16 protein-coding genes and 1 pseudogene are annotated in these 24,195 nt (G+C 60.0%); 13 read left to right on the forward strand and 4 right to left on the reverse strand.

The annotated features are described in order from the left end of the window. Positions 1 to 52 precede the first annotated feature (52 nt). From tssC to tssA, 13 genes and pseudogenes are all read left to right on the forward strand, one after another. Positions 53 to 1,285: pseudogene (tssC, locus tag D8U69_RS01925) on the forward strand (type VI secretion system contractile sheath large subunit); the annotation flags it as partial. A 25-nt stretch (positions 1,286 to 1,310) separates the two neighbouring features. After that, positions 1,311 to 1,793: a type VI secretion system baseplate subunit TssE gene (tssE, locus tag D8U69_RS01930; protein ID WP_056856672.1), complete on the forward strand. Its 483-nt coding sequence runs from the start codon at positions 1,311 to 1,313 to the stop codon at positions 1,791 to 1,793. Continuing rightward, on the forward strand, positions 1,793 to 3,625 hold the full coding sequence (tssF, locus tag D8U69_RS01935; RefSeq protein ID WP_130906572.1) for a type VI secretion system baseplate subunit TssF: 1,833 nt from the start codon (positions 1,793 to 1,795) through the stop codon (positions 3,623 to 3,625). Before tssE ends, tssF begins: the two co-directional genes overlap by 1 nt. After that, complete coding sequence (gene tssG / locus D8U69_RS01940) at positions 3,589 to 4,659, forward strand: type VI secretion system baseplate subunit TssG (RefSeq protein ID WP_130906573.1); 1,071 nt, start codon at positions 3,589 to 3,591, stop codon at positions 4,657 to 4,659. The genes tssF and tssG overlap by 37 nt, the downstream gene beginning before the upstream one ends. After that, positions 4,656 to 7,259 carry a type VI secretion system ATPase TssH gene (tssH, locus tag D8U69_RS01945; RefSeq protein ID WP_130906574.1) on the forward strand — a complete coding sequence of 868 codons (2,604 nt, stop codon included), beginning with the start codon at positions 4,656 to 4,658 and terminating at the stop codon, positions 7,257 to 7,259. The genes tssG and tssH overlap by 4 nt, the downstream gene beginning before the upstream one ends. Before the next feature lie 23 nt (positions 7,260 to 7,282). After that, a complete protein-coding gene (gene tssJ / locus D8U69_RS01950) occupies positions 7,283 to 8,038 on the forward strand; it encodes a type VI secretion system lipoprotein TssJ (RefSeq protein WP_130904595.1) in 756 nt (251 codons plus the stop codon). Then, positions 8,035 to 9,378, forward strand: a complete 1,344-nt coding sequence (tssK, locus tag D8U69_RS01955; protein WP_007978722.1) for a type VI secretion system baseplate subunit TssK — start codon at positions 8,035 to 8,037, stop codon at positions 9,376 to 9,378. Before tssJ ends, tssK begins: the two co-directional genes overlap by 4 nt. Beyond that, positions 9,375 to 10,088 carry a type IVB secretion system protein IcmH/DotU gene (gene icmH / locus D8U69_RS01960; protein WP_056856677.1) on the forward strand — a complete coding sequence of 238 codons (714 nt, stop codon included), beginning with the start codon at positions 9,375 to 9,377 and terminating at the stop codon, positions 10,086 to 10,088. Before tssK ends, icmH begins: the two co-directional genes overlap by 4 nt. 30 nt (positions 10,089 to 10,118) lie before the next feature. Continuing rightward, positions 10,119 to 13,997 carry a type VI secretion protein IcmF/TssM N-terminal domain-containing protein gene (locus tag D8U69_RS01965; RefSeq protein WP_130906575.1) on the forward strand — a complete coding sequence of 1,293 codons (3,879 nt, stop codon included), beginning with the start codon at positions 10,119 to 10,121 and terminating at the stop codon, positions 13,995 to 13,997. A gap of 31 nt (positions 13,998 to 14,028) precedes the next feature. Further along, positions 14,029 to 14,955, forward strand: coding sequence for a type VI secretion system-associated protein TagF (gene tagF, locus D8U69_RS01970; RefSeq protein WP_130906576.1), 927 nt, complete (start codon positions 14,029 to 14,031; stop codon positions 14,953 to 14,955). Continuing rightward, a complete protein-coding gene (gene tssM, locus D8U69_RS01975; protein ID WP_130906577.1) occupies positions 14,952 to 17,432 on the forward strand; it encodes a type VI secretion system membrane subunit TssM in 2,481 nt (826 codons plus the stop codon). The genes tagF and tssM overlap by 4 nt, the downstream gene beginning before the upstream one ends. Before the next feature lie 151 nt (positions 17,433 to 17,583). Further along, a complete protein-coding gene (locus D8U69_RS01980; RefSeq protein ID WP_007978712.1) occupies positions 17,584 to 18,102 on the forward strand; it encodes a type VI secretion system tube protein Hcp in 519 nt (172 codons plus the stop codon). Between the two features lie 94 nt (positions 18,103 to 18,196). Continuing rightward, a complete protein-coding gene (gene tssA, locus D8U69_RS01985; protein ID WP_130906578.1) occupies positions 18,197 to 19,294 on the forward strand; it encodes a type VI secretion system protein TssA in 1,098 nt (365 codons plus the stop codon). A gap of 234 nt (positions 19,295 to 19,528) precedes the next feature. Here the strand turns inward: tssA and D8U69_RS01990 are convergent, their stop codons facing one another. From D8U69_RS01990 to D8U69_RS02005, 4 genes are all read right to left on the reverse strand, one after another. After that, complete coding sequence (locus D8U69_RS01990; protein WP_130906579.1) at positions 19,529 to 20,875, reverse strand: glutamine synthetase family protein; 1,347 nt, start codon at positions 20,873 to 20,875, stop codon at positions 19,529 to 19,531. Positions 20,876 to 20,898: 23 nt separating this feature from the next. Continuing rightward, on the reverse strand, positions 20,899 to 21,453 hold the full coding sequence (locus D8U69_RS01995; RefSeq protein WP_056856683.1) for an XRE family transcriptional regulator: 555 nt from the start codon (positions 21,451 to 21,453) through the stop codon (positions 20,899 to 20,901). Positions 21,454 to 21,471: 18 nt separating this feature from the next. After that, on the reverse strand, positions 21,472 to 22,761 hold the full coding sequence (locus tag D8U69_RS02000) for an FAD-binding oxidoreductase (protein ID WP_130906580.1): 1,290 nt from the start codon (positions 22,759 to 22,761) through the stop codon (positions 21,472 to 21,474). Positions 22,762 to 22,898: 137 nt separating this feature from the next. Further along, complete coding sequence (locus D8U69_RS02005; RefSeq protein ID WP_130904601.1) at positions 22,899 to 24,101, reverse strand: NAD(P)/FAD-dependent oxidoreductase; 1,203 nt, start codon at positions 24,099 to 24,101, stop codon at positions 22,899 to 22,901. Between the last annotated feature and the right edge of the window lie 94 nt (positions 24,102 to 24,195).

Here is a 24,195-nt window from a genome sequence, read left to right on the forward strand (position 1 = left end):
CGCAATCAACAACGCCGCGCGATAGCGCACCAGGCCATGACGCAGGCCGTCGATGCACGCCAGTGAATTCCAGCAGCTGGAAGCGTCCTGGCGTGGCCTGAAGTATCAGGTCGACCAGACCGAAACCAGCACCACGCTGAAGATTCACTTGCTCAACGCGTCGAAGAAAGACCTGGTGCGTGATCTCAAGGCCGCTTCTGAATTCGACCAGAGCGCGCTGTTCAAGAAGATCTACGAAGAAGAGTACGGCACCTTCGGCGGTGCACCGTTCGGCATGCTGCTGGGTGACTACGAGTTCAACCGCAGCCCGGAAGACATGTACCTGCTCGAAGAGATTTCCCACGTCGCCGCAGCCGCCCACGCGCCGTTCATCTCGGCAGCCTCGCCTGAACTGTTCGGCTGGGATTCGTTTACCGACATGTCCGGGCCACGGGATCTGGCGAAGATTTTCGACACCGTCGAATACGCCAAGTGGAAGTCGTTCCGCGCCTCCGAAGACTCGCGCTATGTCGGCCTGACCCTGCCCCACGTGCTCGGTCGCCTGCCGTATGGCCCGGATACCACGCCGGTCGAGGAATTCAACTTCGTCGAAAGCGTCGACGGACGCGACCACAACAAGTACCTGTGGATGAACGCCGCCTACGCACTGGGCACTCGGGTCACTGATGCGTTCTCCCGTTACGGCTGGTGCGTGGCAATTCGTGGTGTCGAGGGTGGTGGTCTGGTTGAAGGTTTGCCGACCCACACATTCAAGACCGATGACGGTGAAATCGCCCTCAAGTGTCCGACCGAGATCGCCATCACCGACCGCCGCGAGAAAGAGCTGTCGGACCTCGGTTTCATTCCGCTGGTGCACTGCAAAGGCACCGACTACGCCGCGTTCTTCGGCACCCAGTCGGCGCAGAAGCAGAAGCAGTACAACACCGATATCGCCAACGCCAACGCCCGGCTTTCCGCACAGTTGCAGTACATCTTCGCCACTTCGCGCATCGCGCACTACATGAAGGCGATCATGCGCGACAAGATCGGCAGCTTCGCCTCGCGCAAGGACGTCGAACTGTTCCTCAACAAGTGGCTGTCGAGCTACGTGTTGCTGGACGACACCGCGAGCCAGGAAGCCAAGGCCAAGTTCCCATTGCGCGAAGCGCGTGCCGAAGTGTTCGAGGTGCCGGGCAAGCCGGGCGTCTACAAGGCTGTGACGTACCTGCGCCCGCACTATCAACTGGACGAACTGACTGCATCGTTGCGTCTGGTTGCTGAATTGCCGCAATCGACCCGCGGCTGATCGAACACTTTGCCAGGAAGGCGATATGACGAGTCAACACAAGCTGTTGCCATCACTGCTGGACCGATTGCTGGACGATCGTCCGCATCAGTCCATCGAAGCGTCATCGCAACGCTTGTGTTCGCTGGCCGATTACAAGGCCAGCATCGTTCGCGACCTGGAGATTCTGGTCAACACCCGCCAGTCCCTGGTCGCCAGCGAGCTGGACGGTTTCGTCAATCTGGGCGGCACCATCCTCGACTACGGCATGCCGGATTTCACCAGTCGCAGCGTACTTGATCCGAAAGATCGCCTGTTGATCCAGCGGCAGCTGGAGAAGGCGATCACGGTCGGCGACCGGCGCTTTCGCAGCGTAAAAGTCCAGCTGCTCGCACAACAGACCGGCCAACGCATGCTGACCTTTCGCGTGGACGCGGTCCTGCGCCTGCAAGACATCACCCGTCAGGTGTCCTTCGACGCGGTGCTGCAGGTCAACACCCAGGAATACAAAGTGCAGAACCTCAACTGATGCTCGACGATCTGCTGCCCTATTACGAAAAGGAACTGTCGCACCTGCGCTTTTTGGGCCAGGAGTTTGCGAGCCAGTATCCGAAAATCGCTTCGCGGTTGCTCATCGAGGGCGATAACTGCGAAGACCCGCACACCGAGCGCTTGATCGAAGCGTTCTCGTTTCTCTCTGCGCGGGTGCACAAAAAACTCGACGATGAGCTGCCGGAAATCGTCGAATCGTTTCTCGAAGTGCTGTACCCGCATTACCTGCGCCCTACCCCGTCGATGTCGATCGTCGAGTTCAACCTGGGCAAACAGGAAAAGGTCACCGAAGCGTTCCGTGTGCCCCGGCATACCGAGCTCAGTGCCAACCCGATCGATGGCGTGGTGTGTAAATTCCGCACCTGCTACCCGGTCGAGCTGTGGCCAATAGCCGTGCAGCAGGCGTCGTTCATCGAGATGGAGCGCTCGGCATTCAACGGCCACAGCGCCGACCTGGTCGCCCGCTTGCGCATCGGCCTGACAGCGACCTCCGATGTGATGTTCGGCAAGATGGAACTCGACAGCCTGCGGTTTTTCCTCGACGGCGAAAGCACGTTGATGCTGCAACTGTACGAGCTGCTGTTCAACAACCTGGCCAAGGCCACGTTGAGCTTCGAGGATCAGGGGCGCAGCCGCGAGGTGGTCTTGCCGGCCAACGCGCTGAAAGCTGTCGGTTACGGTCTGGACGAAGGGCTGGTGGATTACTCGGAGCGCTCGTTCCTCGGTTATCGCTTGCTGCACGAATACTTCACCTTCCCCGACAAGTTCATGTTCTTCGACCTGTCTGGGTTCGCGCGCATTCTGGCGGGCAAGGAGATCGAGAAAGTCGAGGTCAACTTCTACTTTTCCGACTACGACCTCAGCGATCGCCTGGCGCGTCTGACGCAAAATATCGGGCGTAATAACTTCAAGCTCAACTGCACGCCGATCATCAACCTGTTCCGCCAGCAGGCCGAGCCAATCAAGTTGACCCACGCTCAGCACGAGTACGCGGTGACGCCGGATGTGCGCCTGCAAAGCTCGGCCGAAGTGGTGTCGATCGATCGCGTACGGCGCGTGCGCAAGGTCGGCGGTATCGATCAGGTCGGCACTTGCCATCCGTTTTTCGAACCCCGTGGCGATCAAGGTCCCGGCCAAAGTTTCTGGATTGCCCGGCGCCGCGCGGTGCAGTCCGGCCAGCGCGATGGCTCGAACGTGTTTATCCGCGTGGTGGATCGCGAATTGGGTTTGCTGGAGGCCAACAACGATACGTTGAGCATCCGCCTGACCTGCAGCAACCGCGACCTGCCCCTGATGCTGCCTTTCGGTGGCGAGCGCGGCGATTTCAATATCCCCGGCAACTCGGTGATCAAGGACATCCGCTGCCTGCGCAAACCCACCGCCACTGTTCGTGTACCGCTGGGCAACGGGGTGATCTGGCGACTGATTTCGCACCTGTCGCTGAACCACATGTCACTGGTGTCCCGTGGCCGCGAAGTGCTGCTGGAGCTGCTGTCGCTCTACAACTACCGCAACGTGTCGGCCATTCGCAAACAGATCAACGGCATCGTCTCGGTGAGCAGCGAACCGGTGGTCGCACGCATCGGCCACCCGCGGCCGAACTTCGTTCGAGGCGTCGGTATCACCCTCAATTTCGATGAAAGCCAATACACCGGCAGCGGTGTGTTTTTGTTCGGCATGGTGCTCGACCACTTCTTTGGTCAGTACTGCTCCATGAACAGTTTTACCCAATTAACCCTTCGCACCTTGCAGCGCGAAAAGAGAGTCGTCCAATGGCCACCGCGAACCGGCGATCAACCTCTGGTCTGATTGACCAGGCACGGGCTGAGCCGCACCGATTCGAGTTTTTCCAATTGGTGCGCTTGCTTCGCCTGCATTACAGCAGAACCGGGCGCATGGACCTGCAAACCCGTCCGCACGAAGACCCTTTGCGTTTTCGCTCGCAGCTGTCGCTCAACTTCCCGGCCAGTGAAGTCAGCGACTTGCAGTTTGAGCGCGAAGGCAAGGTGTCCGTGGCTGGCCTGCCGCTGTCCGAGGTGCAAGTCACGTTCATGGGACTGGTGGGGCCGTCGGGTGTGTTGCCGCGCCCATACACCGAGCTGTTGATCGAGCGACACATCCAGTATCGGGATGATGCAGCGCACGCCTTCCTCGACATCTTTTCGCACCGCATGACCACGCTGTTTTACGAGGCCTGGCAAAAGTACAAGTTTTACATCGAGTACGAACGCAACGGCAGCTCGGATTTCGACCGCTATCTGCTCAACCTGGTGGGCTTCGGCCCGGAGGCGCAGAAACAGAAATTCGACAAACAAGGCTCGCCCCTGCGCCGCGAACTGTTCAGCTATTTCTCCGGCCTGTTCGCCCAGAAACCACGCAATGCGTTGAACCTGGAAGTGATGCTCAGCTTCTATTTTTCGCTGCCGTTCAAGGTCAAGCCGTTCGCCGGTCGCTGGCTGAAGCTCGAAGCCAGCCAATGCACGCAACTGGGCCGCAAGAACGCCGTGCTAGGGCAAAGCGCGGTCGCCGGTAACCGGGTCTGGGATTACCAGTCGTGCGTGCGCATCGAAACCGCACCACTGGAACTGGCCGACTATCAACGCTTGCAGCCAGGCGCCGTCGACTACCAGAAATTGCTCGAACTGGTGCGTTTCTATGTCGGTGCGGAACTCGACTTCCAACTGGCGCCCAAGCTCAAGACCCAAGCCGTACCCGTCGCCCGCCTTGGTCGCCAGGGCAACGTCTCACTGGGCCGGCTCGGCTGGCTCAAACGACCAGGCGTCGACGTGGAACCCTCCCGTTGCGCGCTCTTCCACATTCCTTTTGATGGGGTCTCCCTGTGAACCTGAAGTCCCTGTTCGCCAAGCTGAACGACACCAGCCGCACTGCCACCGAGAGCGCCGCGGCGCTTTGTCTGTCGGAACACCACTACGACGTTGAAGTCGAGCATCTGTTGTTGCAGTTGCTCGACAGCAGCGATAACGACCTGCCGGCGATCCTGCGTCATTACGATGTGGTGCCCGAGCGCTTGCAGGCGCAATTGGTGACGGCACTGGGGACTTTCAAAAAAGGCAATTCTCGCACCCCGGCACTGTCCCCGCACCTGACTCGCATGATCGAGCAGGCGTGGGTCCTGGCGTCCATCGAGTTCGGCCAGGCACAGATCCGCACCGGTCATCTGCTGCAGGCCTTGCTCGATGACGACGAGCTGCGCCGGGTGGTGATCGCGGGTGCGGCCGAGCTGGAGAAGATCAACGCCGACGATCTGCGCGTGAATCTCAACGCGTTGGTAGAAGGCAGCGCCGAGTCGCAACAGGCCAAACCACTGGACACCACTGGCGGTGTGAGCAGCAGCCCGGTTAAAGGCAACGGCAAGACGCCGGCCCTCGATCAGTACACCATCAATCTCACGCAAAGCGCTCGCGAAGGCCGGATCGACCCGGTGCTGGGCCGGGAGTTCGAAGTGCGGCAGATGGTCGACATCCTGACCCGCCGCCGCCAGAACAATCCGATCCTGACCGGTGAAGCCGGCGTCGGCAAAACCGCCGTGGTCGAAGGCCTGGCGCTGCGCATCATTCAAGGTGACGTGCCGTCGGTACTCAAGGGCGTCGCCATCCACACCCTGGATCTGGGCCTGTTGCAGGCCGGTGCCGGCGTGAAGGGCGAATTCGAAAACCGTCTCAAGTCGGTCATCGAAGAAACCAAGCGCAGCCTGCATCCGATCATTCTGTTCATCGACGAAGCGCACACCCTGATCGGTTCGGGCGGTCAGGCCGGGCAGAACGATGCCGCCAACCTGCTCAAGCCAGCCCTGGCTCGCGGCGAACTGCGCACCATCGCGGCGACCACCTGGGCCGAGTACAAGAAGTACTTCGAGAAGGATGCCGCCCTTGCCCGCCGTTTCCAGGTGGTGAAGGTCGAAGAGCCGGACGAAGACAAGGCGATCCACATGCTGCGCGGCTTGCTGGCGAAGATGCAGGAGCACCACAACGTCACGGTGATGGACGAAGCACTGGTGCAGGCCGTGCGCCTGTCCAATCGCTACATCACCGGGCGCCAGTTGCCGGACAAAGCCGTCAGTGTGCTGGACACCGCTTGCGCACGGGTTGCCTTGGGGCAATCGGCGCAGCCGGGACCGCTGGAAGACTGCAAGCGTCAGATCGACAACTTGCAGGCGGAAATTTCGGTCCTTGAACAGGAAGCCGCCAAAGGCAGCGACCACGCCCGACGCCTGACCGCCCTCAATGCCGAGTTGCAGAATGAGCAGCAGACCCGCGACGCCCTCGAACAACAATGGCAACGCGAGCTGCAACTGGTGGAGCAACTCGGTGCCCTCAGCCACCCCGAGAATCAATCACCCGATGCCATTGAGATTGCCGCCGTACGCGCCGAACTGGCCAGCGTCCAGGGCGAGCAACCGCTGGTGCATGCCCTGGTGGATGGCGGCACCATCGGTGAAGTGATTTCCGGCTGGACCGGCATTCCCCTGGGCAAGATGCTGCGCGACGAAATCGAAACCGTGCAGCGCCTGCCTGCACTGCTGGCTGAGCGGGTACTCGGACAAGACCACGCGCTGCATGAAATCGGCAAGCGCATCAAGATTTCCCGCGCCCGCATGGAAGACCCGAACAAACCGATCGGCGTGTTCCTGTTGCTCGGCCCGAGCGGCGTCGGCAAGACCGAAACCGCACTGGCGCTGGCGGACACCCTGTACGGCGGTGAGCGTAACGTCATCACTATCAATATGTCCGAGTACCAGGAAGCCCACACGGTTTCCAGCCTCAAGGGCTCGCCGCCGGGTTATGTCGGTTATGGCGAGGGCGGCGTACTGACCGAAGCCGTGCGGCGCAAGCCGTACAGCGTGGTGCTGCTCGATGAAGTGGAAAAGGCCCACCCGGACGTGCTCGAACTGTTTTTCCAGGTGTTCGACAAAGGCGTGCTGGATGACGGTGAGGGTCGCGAGATCAACTTCCGCAATACCGTGATCATCCTCACGTCCAACACCGGCACCGACCGCATCATGCAGTGGTGCCTCAATGCCCAGCCGCAACCGACGCCCGAAGCCATCGTCGAAGGACTGCGTGACGAGCTGAATCAGGTATTCAAGCCAGCCTTCCTCGGCCGCCTGACCATCGTCCCGTACTACCCGGTCAAGGACGCGATTCTGGAGCGCATCGTCGCACTCAAGCTGGAGCGCATTCGCCAGCGCTTCGAGCGCAATCATCAGGCCGTCCTGAGCTATGACGAGGCGCTGGTCAAAGCCATTGCCTCGCGCTGCACGGAAGTCGACAGCGGCGCCCGCAACATCGACAACATTTTGTCCAAGACCCTGATGCCGGAACTCGCGCAGCGGGTACTGGAGCGAATGGCGCAGGACAAACCGATCCAGAGTTTGAACATCGAATTGGGCAGCGACGGCGACTTCGCCTATCGCCTGTGCTGATCGAGCATTTACAGGTAGCGGTCATGGATAACAGACAAACAGGGAAGCAGCCCGCGAAAACGGCATTGGCTAAATGCCTGACGGCGGTGGCGGTGATGCTGGCGCTGACGGCGTGTGGCGTCACCGACCGGGTCGGCAAGCGGGTCGACGACACGTGGGCCGGCGACATGCTGTTCGATGACAGCGAAAAAGTCATCCTGACGTCCGACGGCGGCAACCAGCTCAACCCCGACGCCTCCGGCAAACCGCTTTCGGTGGTGCTGCGGGTCTACCAGCTGACTTCTCTGGAGCGCTTTTCATCGGTTGACGCGGATTCGTTGTGGGACGACCCGCAAAAAGCCCTCGGCAATACCCTGATCGAGAACCGTGAAATCACTTTGCTGCCGGGTATGGGTCAGGTCGACAAGTGGCCACTGAACAAAGCCGCAGGTTATGTCGGCGTCGCGGCTTTTTTCCGCTCGGAGGAAAACAGCCGCTGGAAGGTCGCGTTTGACGCCAATTCGTTGCGCAAGGACGGCATCTGGTTCTCTTCCGATGGCCTGCGGGTGCTGGTGGACAACAACACGGTGTCCGCCGTCAGCGGCGTCGACGTGCTGAACAAACCCAAGACCGAAGAGCAGCTCGCCAAGGCCTACACCCTGCCCGACCAGCAGGTCCAGCCGACGCTGGCCGAACGGGTTCAGGACGTCGTGATCGAAAAGGCCCAGGACAAAGCGGCCAGTTCCGCGCAAAAAGCGCTGGACTCGAAATTGAATTCATTTTTGGAAGGCGCTCAATGAGTAAGCAAAGCCGGGTGATGTGGTCCGAAGGCATGTTCCTTTTGCCACAACATTTCCAGTATCAGGATGAGTTCCACCAGCATCAGCTGGCGCAGGCGACGCTGCGCAATACGCCCTTTCACTGGGGCGTGCAGTTGCTGGAAGTGGACGAGGAAGCCCTCGCCACCGGTTCCTTGCAGCTCAAACGGCTGAAGCTGGTGTTTCCCGATGGCAGCCTGTTCGACGCGCCGCAGCATGATCCGTTGCCCGCGGCCCGTGACTTGAAAGACCTGCTCAAGGGAAACGACCTGAAGGTCTACGCCGCGCTGAAACTGCCAGAGCCCTTCGGCCTGAATTACGTTGAAGACGGCCAGGAACAAAAGACCGGACGACGCTTTCGCAAGCAGTTCGACACCCTGCCGGACCTCAACGAAGGCGACCTGGAAAACGAAATCACCAGCCTGCGCCTGAACGTGGTGATGCTGATCGACGGCGACAACCTTGATGGCTACACCTGGTGCCCGATTGCCCGGCTGTCACGCAACAACATCGGCGGCTTCAACCTCGACGGGCATTTTGTGCACCCGACGCTGCACCTGGGCACCCACGACACCCTGGTCGGGCTGGGCAAGCGTTTGCTCGGTGCATTGCAATCCAAGAGCAAGGCGTTGTCCGGTCGCCGTCGCGAGCGCGCGGACCAGATCGCCGAGTTCGGTTCCAGCGACGTGACCCTGTTCTGGCTGCTGAACACGGTGAACCGCGCCCACCCGAGCCTGGCGCATTTGCTCGCGCACCCGCGTTTGCATCCCGAACGTTTGTACCTGTTCCTGGCCGAACTCGCCGGCGGCCTGTTGACGTTTTCGCTGGATACGCAGCTCAACGACATTCCCGAGTACGACCACCACGACCCGGCGGCCTCGCTGGTCAAGCTCGACGAAATGATTCGCGTGCTGCTCGACAACGTCGTGCCGAACCAGTGCGTGGTGATCAACCTGACGCAGACCAAGCCCTCGTACTGGCAAGGGCAGTTGCACGATCCACGGCTGGCAGAGGCGGATTTCTACATTTCCGTGCATGCCGACATGCCAGGCGCAAGCCTGTTGGAACTGGTGCCGCGGGCGTTCAAGGTCGGCTCGCCGGAGGACATCGAAGTGGTGGTCAACAGCGCCATGCCGGGCGTCACGCTCAACCACTCGACGCGCCTGCCCAATGCGATCCCGGTGCGACTGGACAATCACTATTTCTCCATCGAGCCCCATGGCCGGGTCTACGAACGCATGATGAGTGCCCAGGCCATTTCTTTCTATGCGCCCAGCGCGTTCACCAACCTCAAGCTTGAACTGATGGCGGTACTCAAATGACCGAAGCCGTACTGCAAGGCGCCGTTGCGGCTGCCAGCGAAAAACCGACGCTCAAAGACCTGGTGCAGGATTTCATCAGCATGGCGCTGATCGTGCGCAAGGGTCGGCAAGTGACCTCGGTCAGCGCCTTTGAAGCGAGCGTCGACGCTTTCTTCAAGACACTGGAGCGTGAAGCGCGCAGTGCCGACTACAGCGTTGAACAGGTCAAAGACACCCAGTACGCGCTGTGTGCGTTCCTCGATGAAAGCGTGCTGCGCTCCGGCGACAACGAGTTGCGCCGCCACTTTGAATTGCAGCCGTTGCAATTCCGCTACTTCGGCGTGCACCTGGCCGGTGAAGGTTTCTTCGAAAAAATCGATTCGTTGCGCGGCGACGTCAAACAGAACCTCGATGTACTCGAGGTTTACCACCTGTGCCTGGCATTGGGTTTCGAAGGCAAATTCAGCATCGGGCAAAAGGACCAATTGCGTTACCTGGCCAATACCCTGGGCCAGGACATCGCGCGGTTTCGCAAGACGCCCAAGGCACTCTCGCCCGACTGGGCACTGCCAGACCAGGTTTCGCAGATGCTGCGTCATGAAGTTCCGCTTTGGCTCTACCTGGCGCTGATTGCGCTGGTCTGCGCAGGTGTTTACCTGACGCTGGACTGGCTGCTGGGCAAAGAAGTCGCCGCGCTGTCCGAACAAATCAGCCAGCTGTTCAGTGCCTGAGCACAGGTCAGGTAACCGAGTCAGGAAGACATGAAGACATTATTGCGTTTGTTGAAAAGTTTTTGGTTTCTCATCCCCGTCCTGTGGCTGATCAGCCTGGCGGTCAGCTGGTTCGTGGCCCCGCGGGTGAGTTGGCTGCGCGGTTATGCGCTGGAGACGATGGCGATCGTCAGCGCCTTTTACCTGCTGATCATTGTGCTGCGTCAGTACAAGCGTATCCGGGCTGAACACAACCTCGAAAACCTGGTGCAGATCGAAGTCGACCGGTCGCTCAATTCCACCGGTGAGTTCCGAGATCAGCAAGTGCTGCGCGAGCGGCTCAAGCACGCCATCGCCATGCTGCGCGCTGATCGTTCGGCTGGCGGCGGCGGTTCGTCGGCGCTTTACGATTTGCCGTGGTACCTGGTCATCGGCATGTCGGCCGCGGGCAAGACCTCATTGCTGACCCGCTCGGGGCTGTCGGCGAACATTGCCAGCAGTGCCAACGACACCGAAAGCGGTACGCAACACTGCGATTGGTATTTCAGCCCTGAGGCCGTGATGATCGATACGGCCGGCCGTTATCTGCGGGACGACACGTCGGCCAGCGAATTCGCCGCTTTCCTGCGCATGCTGAAAAAACAACGCAGCAAGGCCGCGGTCAATGGTCTGGTGTTGGTGGTGAGCCTGCCGGAACTGCTGGCGTGCAGTGCTGCCGAGCGCAACGAGCTCGCCGCACAACTGGTCTCACGCATCGAGGAATACAACGATTGCCTGGAGGTCAACCCGCCGATTTACCTGATGCTGAGCAAGACTGATCAGCTGCCGGGGTTCAGCCAGGCGTTTGAAGGCCTGGACCTGAACGAACGGCAACAACCGCTGGGCATGACCTTCGGTTTGTCGGAGATCCGCAACCAGGGCCTGCGTCCGGTGCTGGATGCCAAGCTGGCCAACCTGCACAGCCATATCCGTCGCCACGTCGATGCCCAGATGATTGCGTTGGGCGCCGATGCCAATAGCGCGCTGCTGAACTTCCCCAACTATTTCGCCGAGCTGTCGGGCGTGCTCGAGCAATTTCTCCAGCATTTCGCCGAAACCCGTCGCAGTGGTGCGCCACTGTTGCTGCGCGGACTCTATTTCACCAGTGCCCTGCAGACCGACCAGCAACTGAGCCAGGTGTATGAAGATGATCTGGCTGAGTCGTTCGCCTTGCAGCCCGCCCCCGAGCACGACAAACAGGCGCAAGGCAGCAGCCGGAAAATCAGCGACCGCAGCTACTTCATCACCGATACGTTCCGTCGGGTGATTTTCCCGGATCGCGACTTGACCCTCTACCAGTCGCGATTCGGCAAGAACAAGTCCGCCAGCCCTGCCCTGCTGGGTCTGGCGGTAATGGCGGGACTCGCGTTCATCGGCTGGCAAACCCTGTCGTTCCAGAACAACCGTCAGTGGCTGGCGACACTGCGCGAGCAACTGACCGAACTGCAACAATCGCCGGACAGCACGCGGCTGCTCGCGTCGGGCCACGGCCTGGAACTGCTGCGCGAGCAACTCACCGCCATCGAGAAGCACCGAGCCAAAGGCGTGCCGCTGCAACTCGGCGCCGGCCTGTACCGGGGTGACGATGTCTACCGCGTTGCACAAACCGCCTACTTGCAGCAACTGCGCACTCAGGCGCTGGAACCGATCACCCTGCAATTGCAATTGCAGATGCGCGCGTTCAATGAGTTTGCAAAAACCATGGACCCGCAGAACAACTTTGCCCCTGCGACGTCCAAAACCGGCTCAGCCAAAGCCCGTGCGCAGGGGCAGAAACTGCCGACCCGCCTGAACAACCTGCCGCGCAGCACCGGTGATGTCGCCGGCCGCCTCAATGGCGCCGCCAGGGGAATTGCAAACAAGGCTCGCGGCGAAGCCCTGACAGCGCTGCGCAACCCTGCCACGGCGAGCGATGCCGCTGAACTGTCGGCGACTACCGGCGGGCTTTCACTGTCCGAAGAAATGTTGGGACGGCTGGATGAGCGCCAGGTTGCGTCGATCATCGAGTCTTACAACGCACTCAAGCTCTACCTGATGCTGACCCAACCCGCCACGCATCCGGATCCCGAATTCGTGAGTGCTGCATTACCGGTCGCCTGGGCCAACACGGCCAGCAGCGACAACGCGGTCAGCAGCGCGGTGATCCAGGACAACGCGCCGGTGTATGTGCAGCTGCTCAAGACCGGTCAGGCGCCGACCTTGTCACGCAATGAACAGCTCATCAGTGAGACCCGCAACAGCCTGAAGTCCTTCATGATTTCCAGTTCGCTGGTGGACCGCGAATACCTGCGCCTGCAATTGGAATCCAGTCGCCAGTTCCCGGCGGTCGGCTTGAGCGATCTGGTGCCCTTGCCAGGCCGACAGTTGCTCTACGGCACAGAAGCGGTGCCGGCGATTTTCACCCGTCAGGGCTGGGAGCAATTCGTCAAGCCGGAGCTGATCAAACTGGTGTCGGGCAATCTGCAGAATGAATCGGACTGGGTGCTCGACGGCGAAGGCGCCGACAGCATCGTGCAGAAAGCCAATTTCATCCGTGAGTTCATGACGCGCTACAAGCGCGACTACACACAGGCCTGGTACACCCTGATCGACAGCGTCGGCGTTCGCCATTTCACTGACATGGCCAATGCAACCCAACAACTGTCACTGCTCAGCGATGTGCAGAATTCGCCGGTGAAAATTCTCCTGGCGGCGGTCAACGACAACACCCAGTGGGATGTCCCTGCCTCGCGGGAAACCCTGCCAGCAGGCATCAAGCCTGACGACGGATTCTGGAGCAGCGTCAGCGGTATTCTCGATGGCAAGAATGCCTCGCCAAGCACGCTGATATCGCCTTTGCCGGCGGTTGACGACGGCAGTCTGGCGAAACGCTTCGAGCCTGTGTCACGTGTGTTTGCCGTGCAAAACGCCGAAGGCGCCGACAGTACGATCATGGATCGATACCTGGCGGCCTTGCGCAAACTCAAGGTGCGGATGAACAACATCCAGCGCTCCCAGGACGTCGGCAAAAGCAGCAAGCAGCTGATCAGCGAAACCCTCGAAGGGCTGCCAAGCGAAGTGACCAACGTGCGCAACTACGTCGAGACCACTGTCGACACCAGTCAGGGCGGCCTGTCCACTGCGTTGCAGGGTTTGTTCAGCCTGCCGATCCAGTTTGCCTGGGAAACCCTGCGCGACCCGGCCGGCCAACAGATTGCCAAAGCCTGGGCACAGCAGATTGCCAAGCCATGGGAACAGGTGATGGCCCACCGTTATCCGATTGCCGCCGGCAGCCGCAACGAAGCATCGGTCAAGGACCTGCAGCGTTTTGTCGATCCGGAATCCGGGCTGCTGCCGAACTTCAAGCGTAACGAGATTGGCAACCTGTCCGGTGGCGAAGGCCTGGGAATGGGAAGCGACAGCAAGGCAACGCCGCTGGTCAACCCGAACATGGTCAACAGCATCGACAAGGCCAGCTCGTTGGGCCAGGTGATCGCCAGTCTGTCGGACCGCGACAACGGCTTCGAAATCATGCTCGAACCCTCTGCCAACCTGACCGACATCATCTTCACCCTCGATGGCCAGGTGCAGCACTACCGGAACGGCAAGACCAGCTGGAGCCGGTTCTCATGGCCGGGCACGACCACCACTCCCGGCGCACGCCTGGATGTGGTGACCCTGACCGGCGAGCGCATCACGGTGTTCGATTACCCGGGCCGTTGGGGCCTGCTGCGCATGAACGACAGCGCAAGGGTCAGCGATCTCGACGGTATCCAGCAACGTTTCAGCTGGAACACCAACAGCGGCCCGGTCAGCCTCGCCGTGCGCAACTACGGCGGCGTCAAGTTGACGGACCTGGCCAACGTCAAAGCCTTGAGTGCGCTCAACGCCAAAGAAGGTCGTCCGTTGTGAGCAGCCGAACCTTGAATCAGGGATCCGGCCAATGATCGGCTGCTTCGGAAAAGTCCCCGCGAGCCCGGACTTCGTCAGCCTGCAAGGCGCAGGCGATGACGTCTGCGAGTTCGACGGCTGGTTGCAAGGCGCTCTCGCCGCCTTGCAACACCGCGAGGATTGGCGCGGACTGTTCGATGCGTTGCCGGTATGTTTTTTCAGCTATCGCGCACGCAGCGGTAACTGGTTGCTGGGCGGGCTGATCAGTTCCAAGGATTCGAGCGGACGCCGCTATCCGTTTTTCATTTTCCAGACGCTCAAGGCCAGCGAGGCCGAGCCTTTGGTCAATCCGTTCACCCTCGGCGAACTGTTCAGCGGACAGATCAGGCCCTTGTTGCACATGGCCGTCCAGGGTGAAAGCACGTCGGTGCTGTTCGAACGCATCAAGGCCTTGCGTCCATTGCAAGGACAGGACTTCGAGTTGTTCCGGCGCGTGCATGACAAGTTTCTGGTGAATTTCAATCTGCGCGATATCAGTACCGCGCTCGAAGGTGCCTACCCGGAGTTCGTCAGCAATGCCGTGTTGACCCGGCTTCTGGCCTTCAGACGGCACCTGGCTGACGCGACACCTATCGGCATCGCCCTGCCCTTGCCCGCGGAAAGAGGCCTGAAGAATCCGACCGCCGACTTATGGGTCACATGGCTGACGCAAATGTCCCTTGAACGCGCGGTGCCGCAGGTCAGTCTGCTGGCCGACGACTTCATGCGCCCCAGGCTGATCTGTTTTGCCTCACGCCACACCAGCGATGCCTATCGCGTGCTGACAGGTATCAGTGAGCGGTCGCAAAGCTACGACGTACTGGCCTCTTTCGATGCCTTCGACGAGCACCACCGCAAACACGCCTTTCCCGAAATCGACCGCCCACTGGGTGACGTTATCGACCGTTTTGTCGATGCCCTGGATTCGAAGTCCGTATGAACAAGATCAAATATTACTTCCTGCGCTATCAACCCTACATTCTCGGGGTGTGCTTTTTCCTCACGATCTTCGTGGTGTGGGGCATCGGGCGTGCGTTTGATTTCAGTTCGCTCAACAGTCTGCTGACGGGCATTGGCGTGTTCCTGTTGCTGTCGGCCGGCTATGTGCTGCTGCTTTACCGAGGCGTGTCCCGACATCACAACCTCGAAGGATTGTTGCGAGAGGATGCCGATCAGGCCGTGCTGAATGCGAGCCCGGCCGATCGCGAAGAAGTGAGCCTGTTGCGCGAAAGACTGCTGCAAAGCATCGAACGTTTGCACAGCAACAAGCCTCGGGGCAGCAATGCCAAAGATGCACTGTATGCCCTGCCCTGGTACTTGGTGGTCGGGCAGCCAGCAGCGGGCAAAAGCACCATGCTCTACCAGTCGGGGCTCAATTTTCCCTACGCCGAGCGTGAGGGCGTGCGCGTCGCCGGTCTGGGTGGCACACGCAATTGCGACTGGTTCTTCAGCTCCGAAGCGGTCCTTCTGGACACAGCCGGTCGCTACATGAACAACCAGGAAGAGGCCGGCAAATGGCGGGCCTTCCTTCAATTGCTGCGCCAGCATCGGCAACGCCGGCCACTCAATGGCCTGATCGTCACCGTCAGCATCCACGACATCCTGCAATCCTCGCTGGAAGACCAGGAACGTATCGCCAAGCGCCTGCGCGAACGCATTCAGGAAACCCATGCCCTGCTGGAAGTGCGGCTGCCGGTTTACCTGGTGTTTACCAAGTGCGACCTGGTGCCGGGTTTCGCGCCCTTCTATCGCCAGCTGGACGAAACCGCGCGCGGCGAAGTCATGGGCAAGACCTTTTCCCACAAGGGCTACGAGCAGGCTGATTGGGGTCAGCGCTTCGGCGTCGCGATGGACGAGCTGATCGGCTACTGGCAACAAGTGGCGAGCCAGCAACTGGTGACGCAGGACATTCAGATCACCCGCCAGGATTCGGCGGTGTACCGCTTCCCGCTGGAGCTGGCGGCACTCAAGCCACGGCTGCAGCTGTTCGTCGATGCGTTGTTGCGCGCCAACCCTTATCAAAATGCAGAGCTGCTGCGTGGCTTTTATTTCACCAGTGCCCTCGATGCCGACCAACCGGAAATGGGCGGACACGCGCGCCAGGTGACCGAGCGATTCTCGCTTGAACAGGATCTGGAGATCGCCAACGGCAACGCGCAACCACGACCGTTGTTCATCAACAGTCTGTTCCGCAAAGTCATCATTCCCGATCAACACCTGGTGGCGCTGTACACCACCAATCATCGCGAGCGTCGGCGCAAAGCGGCATGGATCGGTGGTGCCGGTCTGGTCGCGGTGCTGCTGTGCAGCCTGTTGAGCTGGTCGTACGTCAATAACCGCGACACCCTGCAAAGCATCTCGGCAGAGCTGACCCAGGCCAGTGCCGACGATCACTCGGCCAGCGGGCAGTACACCGATTGGCAAACCCTCGATCGCCTGCGTTTGTGGACCGCACATTACTATGCGCAGCATCACGACGATGGCGTGCCACTGCGCCTGCGCCTGGGGCTATACCAAGGCCACAAGGTAGAGCCAGTGGTACGCGGCCAGTATTTCAATCGGCTGGAAACCGTGATGCTCAAACCCACGGCCGACAACCTGACGCGCTCGTTGTATCTGCTGACCACGCTCAAGGTCTATCAGCGCAACGCCAAAGAGCTGATGCCGGTGACTGGCGTGGACAGCGTCGAGTCGAAAGCGTTGCCCAATGACAACAGGGCGCAGTCCATCGCCGCATTCGGCAAGTCGACGCTGGACACCTACGTCATGTTGTCGCGCGCACAACGAGACAAGGCCGACCCTGGGTTCCTGAAAGCGAAAATTCCGGATTACTGGTATCCGGCGATTGCCCGCCAGGTTGGCAGTGCCGCCGTCGCCACCTCGAATCAGGACTATGAGTTCGCCAGCCGGCAGATCAATTTCTACAGCGATCAGATTCACGAGCCGGACGTGCCACGGATCCTCGACAACGCGTTCCTGATCTCCAGCTCACGCAACTACATCAACAGTTTGCTCACCCAGTCGTTGCGCTCGATCGAGACCATCACGCTGGAGTCGGACACCTTGTTCGCCTTTGCCCGCGCCGACTTCCAGAGCCTGAAGACCGAGGGTCAAAGCCAGCTCAGCGCGATCGCCGGCAAGCTTCTGAGCACACCCAACATCGGCAAAATCATTATCGCCGGGCACGCCGATCAACTCGGCGACCCACAAGGCAACCTGCAGGTATCCAAGCAGCGGGCACAAACCATCAAGACCTACCTGGTGGGCAAAGGCGTTCCCGGCGAGCTGGTGGAAGCCGTCGGCGAAGGCAGCACCAAGCCTTTGGTCAGGTGCGATATGCAGCAGCCAAGGGCTCAGCTGATTCAGTGCCTGGAGCCTAACCGGCGGGTAGAAATCGAAGTACGGGCACTCAATTGAGACGCCACGTGCAATGAAGAAAAACCGCTACCCGGGCCAATCCCGGGCTGGCGTAACACACCTCTCTTGATCGTTTCAAAGAGGTTTAAACGAAGGGCTGTGATCTGTTTGCAGGTGACAACCTTTAAATGAAGGTAAGGAGAAACTAAAAATGGCATTTGACGCATACATCCAGATCGACGGCATTCCTGGTGAAGTACTGGACGACAAACACAAGGATTGGATCGAAGTGCTCGGCTACGAGTACGGCGCAACCCAGGCCACCTCCGCGACAGCCAGTTCGTCGGGCGGTGCTTCGTCTGAGCGTGTAGCGCTGAGCGACTTCAGCATCCGCAAAGCCGTGGACAAGGCTTCTGCCAAGCTGTTCGAAGCCTGCTGCAAAGGCACGCACATCGCCAAGATCCAACTGAATGTGAACCGCGCTGGTGGTGACAAGGTGACCTACCTGACCATCAACCTGGAAGAAGTCGTGGTGTCTTCGGTCAAAGCGGTCGCCGGTGGCAGCCAGAACGGCGAAGACAAAGCGGTTGGCGACCTGCCGATCGAAGAAATCAGCTTCAACTTCGCTCGCATCAAGACCACCTACACCCAGCAGAGCCGTGCAGATGGCCAGGGCGGCGGTAACGTCACCGGTGGTTGGGATCGCACTGCCAACAAGGTTTTCGCATAAAACCGTGGCAATGACGGGCCGCCCCGGCGGCTCGTTTTCAGCACCGTGCCTGCCTGGCGGGTACGGTGTTCTTTTATTTTGATCAGAGTTTCCTATGTCTGAATTTCTCAACGACCTTTCGCTGGCCGAACTGACCGCGCCCATCTATCAGGGGAGCGGCGAAGACATGAGCTTTTCCGCCTTGTTCGATCAGGTGAAAGAAGCGCGGCGAGCAGACCCCGATTATTTGACCCAGGGTGACTGGCAAACCGATCTGAAGTCATCTGACTGGGATCTGACCATCACCCTGGCTGCCCAAGGCCTGGCTCGACAGAGCAAGGACCTGATGCTTGTCGCCTGGCTCAGCGAAGGCCTGGCGCACAAACACCATTTCACCGGCATCACGTTTGGCCTGACGCTGGCCGAACGCATTCTGGATAATTTCTGGGGCGATCTCTTTCCGTCCCTCGAAGACGGCGTCGATGAGCGCGCTGCCCGCCTGTCGTGGATGAAGACGACCCTCGCCGATGTCGTCGGCGGACTGCCCATCACCCAAGGCCAGCAGTACGGATTGCTTCGTTATGACGAATCCAGACATGTCGAAAACCTGGCCCTGCAAAGCCCTCAGGCGATGCGCGCCGCCCTTGATGAAGGCAAGATCAACGCTGAGGTATTCCAGCGCTCGGTGGTGCTGACTGACTCGGATCACTTGCGCCGCAAGGCCAGCGAAATTGCCGCCAGCCTGAACGCGTGCCAGCAATTGCAGAGCACCGCTGATCGTCTGTTCGGCCCTGAAGCGCCGAGTTTTGCCGGGCTCATGGACGTGCTGTCCCGCGCAGGCCAATTGGCCGAAAAACTGCTCAAGGACCGGGGTATCGAGTTAAACCCGCCCCCTGCCGCTCCCACGCCGACCGTCTCCGATAGCGCGGGCGCACAACCCACAGGAGCTGCAATGACCCAGACCCAGCAAGACATTCCAGTCACACCGTTGCGTACCACACCGCAATCCCGCGACGAGGCGTTCACCCTGCTGGCGGGTATCGCGCAGTTCTTCAAGCAGACCGAGCCGCAGAGCCCCGTCCCTTACCTGATCGAACGCGCGATCAAATGGGGCAACATGCCGCTCGAAGGATGGCTGAACGATGTGATCAAGGACAGCAATGTCGTGGACAACATTCGCGACGTACTGGGGACCAAGGAAGCGAAGTCCTGATTTGGCCTGCACGGCCGTTCAGATAGACGCAAAAACACCAGGCAAAAAAAATCCCGGGCAGCTGATGGACGCCCGGGACTTAAAAATGCATAAACCGTGGTGGTGAACGCGGCGCGGATATTACGCAATGTTTCGCGCTGTAACAAGATATTTTATTTAACCAGCCAGTTACTAAAGTTTATAAGCCTTTAAATATCCTGATATTTTTTAAGGTTAACCTCGAAACCTCTTTAACTAAAGAAACCAGCGGTACTCCCTTGCACTGATGTCGTTCAGAAACGCGAGGTGGTCCTGACGCTTGTTCTCGCAATACACATCGACAAACTCTGCGCCCAATCCTTCGCGCAATGGCGAGTGATTCTGCATCGACTGCACGGCCTCGAGCATTTCCAGCGGGAAATCGATGCCACTGCTGCGGTCTTCGTTCAGCGGTGCAATCGGCTCGCACTCCCCTTCCAGCCCCTGCTCCAGCCCCACCAGAATGGCTGCAAGCACCAGGTATGGATTGGCATCGGCACCGGCCAGGCGGTGTTCGATCCGCAGGTTTTTCGCGTCGGAGTCCGGCACCCGCAGGCAGGCATCACGGTCTTCAAAGCCCCAGCTGGCGCGCGAAGCGACGTTCACCGTAGCGCTCAGACGACGCAAGGCATTGTGGTTCGGTGCGAAGATCGGCATGCAGTGCGGCAACACATCCAGGCAACCGGCCACGGCATGGCGCAACGCGCGCTGTCCGTTCGCCGCCAACAGATTATTGCCGGCCTTGTCGTAGAGGCTCACATGCACATGCATGCCGCTGCCCGGATGTTGCAAGTACGGTTTGGCCATGAAACTGGCGCGGTAGTTGTGCTTGAGCGCCACGCCACGGGTACTGCGGCAAAACAGGGCGGCCCAGTCGGCGGCGCGCAGCCCGTCATCGCAGTGGCCGAAATTGATTTCAAACTGACCTGGCCCCAGTTCGGCGGTGATCACCGTGGCATCGATACCTTGCGCCCGCGCGCTCTCGACCATTTCGTCGAGCACCGGGGCGAAACGCGACAGGCGTTCGATGTGCATGTTCGGCTGATCATCGGCATCGCCGGTCAACGGATCGCGGGCGAACTGCGGCAAACCCTCACGCAACTGGCTGTCGAACAGATAGAACTCCAACTCGAACGCCACCACCGGGAAAATGCCTTTGCGTTTGAGCCGGTCCAGCACCTGCGCCAACACTTCGCGCGGTTCGAAGACGATCGGCTTTTCGGTGCCGTCGGAGGTGATCAGCATTTGCCCCAGCGGTTGTTTTTCCCAGCCCACCAACTTGAGCGTACCAGGCACCAGGCGGCGCAGTGCGTCCGGGTCGCCGTCGTTGAAGCAGTAGTCGCCGATCTTGAACAACCCGCCCTGGGTCCCAAGCAACACGCAGTTTTGCGGCAACTTGAGCGCGCTGCCAGCGGCGACTTTTTCGAGCATTTCTATCGGGTAGCGCTTGCCGTAGAAATGCCCCGGGATGTCCAGGGAAATCAGGTCGACGTAGCGCACATCGGGGTAGCGCTGACGAAACCCACGCACTTCGGCCAGCAGTTCAGAGCACACAGCATCCATCATTCTGTTCCTTGTCGTTTTTATCAGGTGTAAACCCAAAGTACGCGGGTGAGTTGGTCTGACAGGTTGCCGTAACGGCAATGGGCATGACTGGCGAGTTGAAAGCTGTCACCGGCGTGCAGGGTCACCGGCTCATCGTTATCCAGCCACAACGTCAACGCGCCTTCGAGGACATAGCCGCCCTGCTCCGAGCTGTCTTTCATGTGTCGGTCGCCGCTGCTCGCGCCGGGCTCCAGCCGGCTTTCCAGCATCGAAAAGGACGCGCGCATTTTTGGTGAAACCATGATGTCGGTGATGCCATCGGCGTAATACAGCGTGCGACGCTCATCCGGCCGGGTCACCCAGGGCAAGGCCATGGGTTTGGGCAAGCTGTAGAAATAGGTGGTCGGCACGCCGAGGGTTTCGCTGATGGCCGTCAGGTCGGCCACCGTGGGGCGGGATAAGCCGCGCTCGACCTGCGACAGAAAACCCACCGACCGGCCAATCTTGTCCGCCAGTTCCTTGAGGGTGTATTTCTTGTGTTTGCGCAGGTCCTGAATCAGGATCGCCAGCGCCGATATTTCTTCCTGCATGTCCATCTAAAGGTTTCCCTCGTTTCAAATGCTGTCGCGCAGCCGATACCAGGCTTTGCCGATGGCTTCCAAGGGCGCGGCCATGTACTTGCCGCCGGGAAAGCTGCCGTTGGTCAAGCCTTGGTACAACGCCAGTTCCTCCTGCCGGCCCAATATCGCATCGGACACCGCCCGCGCCCCGGCCAGGGTCGGCAACACACCGTGCCCGGAGTAGCCCTGCAACCAATAGAGGTCGCCGCGCCGGCCGATGTCAGGCGTGCGCTTGAGCGTCAGGTCGATATGACCGCCCCAGGCGAACTCCAGCTCTACGCCTTTCAATTGTGGAAACACGCGCTCCAGACACGGTCGGGTAGCTGCGGCGATGTCTCTCGGCATGCCGCCCAGATACGTGCAGCCACCGCCGAACAGCAGCCGGTTGTCCGGGGTGCGACGGAAATAATCGAGCACGAACTGATTGTCGGTGACGCAGACATTGCTCGGCAGCAACGCCGTGGCCTGTTCTTCGCTCAGTTCAGCGGTGGCCACCTGGTAAGTACCGACAGGCAGCACACAACTCGAGAGTTGCGGGTCGAGCCGATCCAGGTAGGCATTGCAGGCCAACACCAGCACATCGGCACGGATCCGGCCGCGCTCGGTGGTCACCACGTACCCGCCCGCCTCCTCACGATATTCGAGTGCCTTGCTGTGTTCATGAATCACCCCACCGGCGCGCTCGATCGCAGCGGCCAGCCCAAGCGCCAGCTTCAGCGGATTCAAGTGCCCGCCTTCGGGATCAAACAGACCCGCCTGATAGCGCTCGCTGGCAACCCAGTCGGGCAACTGCTCACGGGGGATGAATTGCAAGCCGTCGTGGCCCCATTTGTGACTGGCTTCGTGCTGCCATTCGGTGAGCAGGCGCACCCGTCTCGGCATCACCGAGGTCCACAGGTGTCCGGGCCGATAGTCACAATCGAACCCATGCCGCACAGGCAGTTCACGCAACTCCCGCGCCGCCCAGCGCATGCCCTCCCACATCTGCCGCGCGCGCTCGTAACCCAGCGCAGCTTCCAGCGGTGGCATGTCGCACGACCAGCCGAGAATCGCCTGACCACCGTTGCGCCCCGATGCGGCCCACGCCACGCGACTGGCCTCAAGCACAATCACACGCTTGCCCGCCAGGGCAAGACGCAATGCGCTGTGCAGGCCACTGAAACCGGCGCCGATAATCACCACCTCAGCGGATTGCTCGCCTTCAAGAGCCGGTCGAATGGGCAACTGATTTGCGCAGGTATGGGCGTAATAGCTGGCGATGTGCTGGGTGGACTGCTGAAACATACCGGCTCCATGAAATTTTATAGTTGTAATTTCATGAAAAAGTACACGATTAATTTCATGCCGGCAATGGCTCGATTTGGGCAAAAAAAAATCCCACCCAGGAAACCCCAGGCAGGATTCAGTTCAAATTCAAGCCATCAGGCAATCGGAATCAAAGGATCCGCCGCCGCCCAAGCCACCTCACGATCCGCCACCGGCGGGTAAATCCAAACCGTGTTGATCTGCGTCTTGAGCTCCTTGCCCTCCTGTCCCGTGAGCTTGACCTGACGATCCCAGCCCTCGGTATAAACCGCCCCCCACGCCCCCAGATCCAGACAAGTCACGTATTTGGGCTGGCGATACGGCGTCGGGTCCACCCCCAGTATCTGCGCCGCGACGTTATTGCCGGCATGACGGCCCAGCACAATGGCGTGCTGGCACGTCATCAACGCGTGGTTGCCGATGTCATCGGTGGCCGCATAGGCAACGTCGCCGGTGGCGTAGATGTCATCCTGACCAATGACTTTCAGGTGCGCATCGACATGCAGGCGGCCCAGATGATCGCGCTCTGCGGGGATTTGCTCGGTCAGCGAATTGGCGCGCACACCGGTGGTCCAGACCACGGTCTTGGCCTCGATGCGCTGGCCATCGGACAAGGTCACGCCGTTTTCATCGACAGCGACAACCGAAGCATTCAGATGCCATTGCACCCCGGTATGAACACTGGCTTCAGCGATTTTCTCGGCGATCTGCGGCCCCATGGAACCGCCGACCTTATTGCCACGGTCAACGATGATCACGTTGATGTCCGCTCGATCACCCAGGATGGCACGCAGGCGAGTGGGCATTTCAGTCGCCGTTTCGATGCCGGTGAAACCGCCGCCGGCCACCACGACGGTGTTGCGTGCCTGGCTTTCTGGCTGGTCGACCAGGGACTTGAGGTGGTTTTCCAGGCGCACGGCCTGCTCGATCTGATCGACATCGAAGGCATGCTCAACCACACCCGAAGTGCCGGGCAATGCCAGGCGGCTGCCGGTGGCCAGAACGAGTTTGTCGTAGATGCAGACCTGTTTTTCACCCGCCGCGTCGATGTAGCCCACACGTTTTTGCGCGACGTCGATGGTCTCGGCGGCGCCCTTGATGAACTTCACGCCGACGACATCGAACAATTCGCCGAGGGGAGCAGCCAGTTGATGGGCGTTCGGTTCGTAGAAGCGAGGGCGCACGCGCAATTCGGCCTGGGGAGCCAGCACGGTCACTTCAAAGTCTTCGTGGCCGTGAATGTCGAACAGGCGCGTGGCGCTCAAAGCGGTCCACATGCCACCGAAACCTGCGCCGATTACCAAAATGTGCTGTTTCATTCATCACTCCAGGGACAATTAGATTTGTTGAAGGATCAGGAGTCGATGGACACGTTTCTCGTAAACGCGGCGCATGGCTTTCGACCTGACAACG

The sequence above is a fragment of the Pseudomonas sp. Sample_16 genome, assembly GCF_004307665.1.
Classification (GTDB): Bacteria; Pseudomonadota; Gammaproteobacteria; order Pseudomonadales; family Pseudomonadaceae; genus Aquipseudomonas.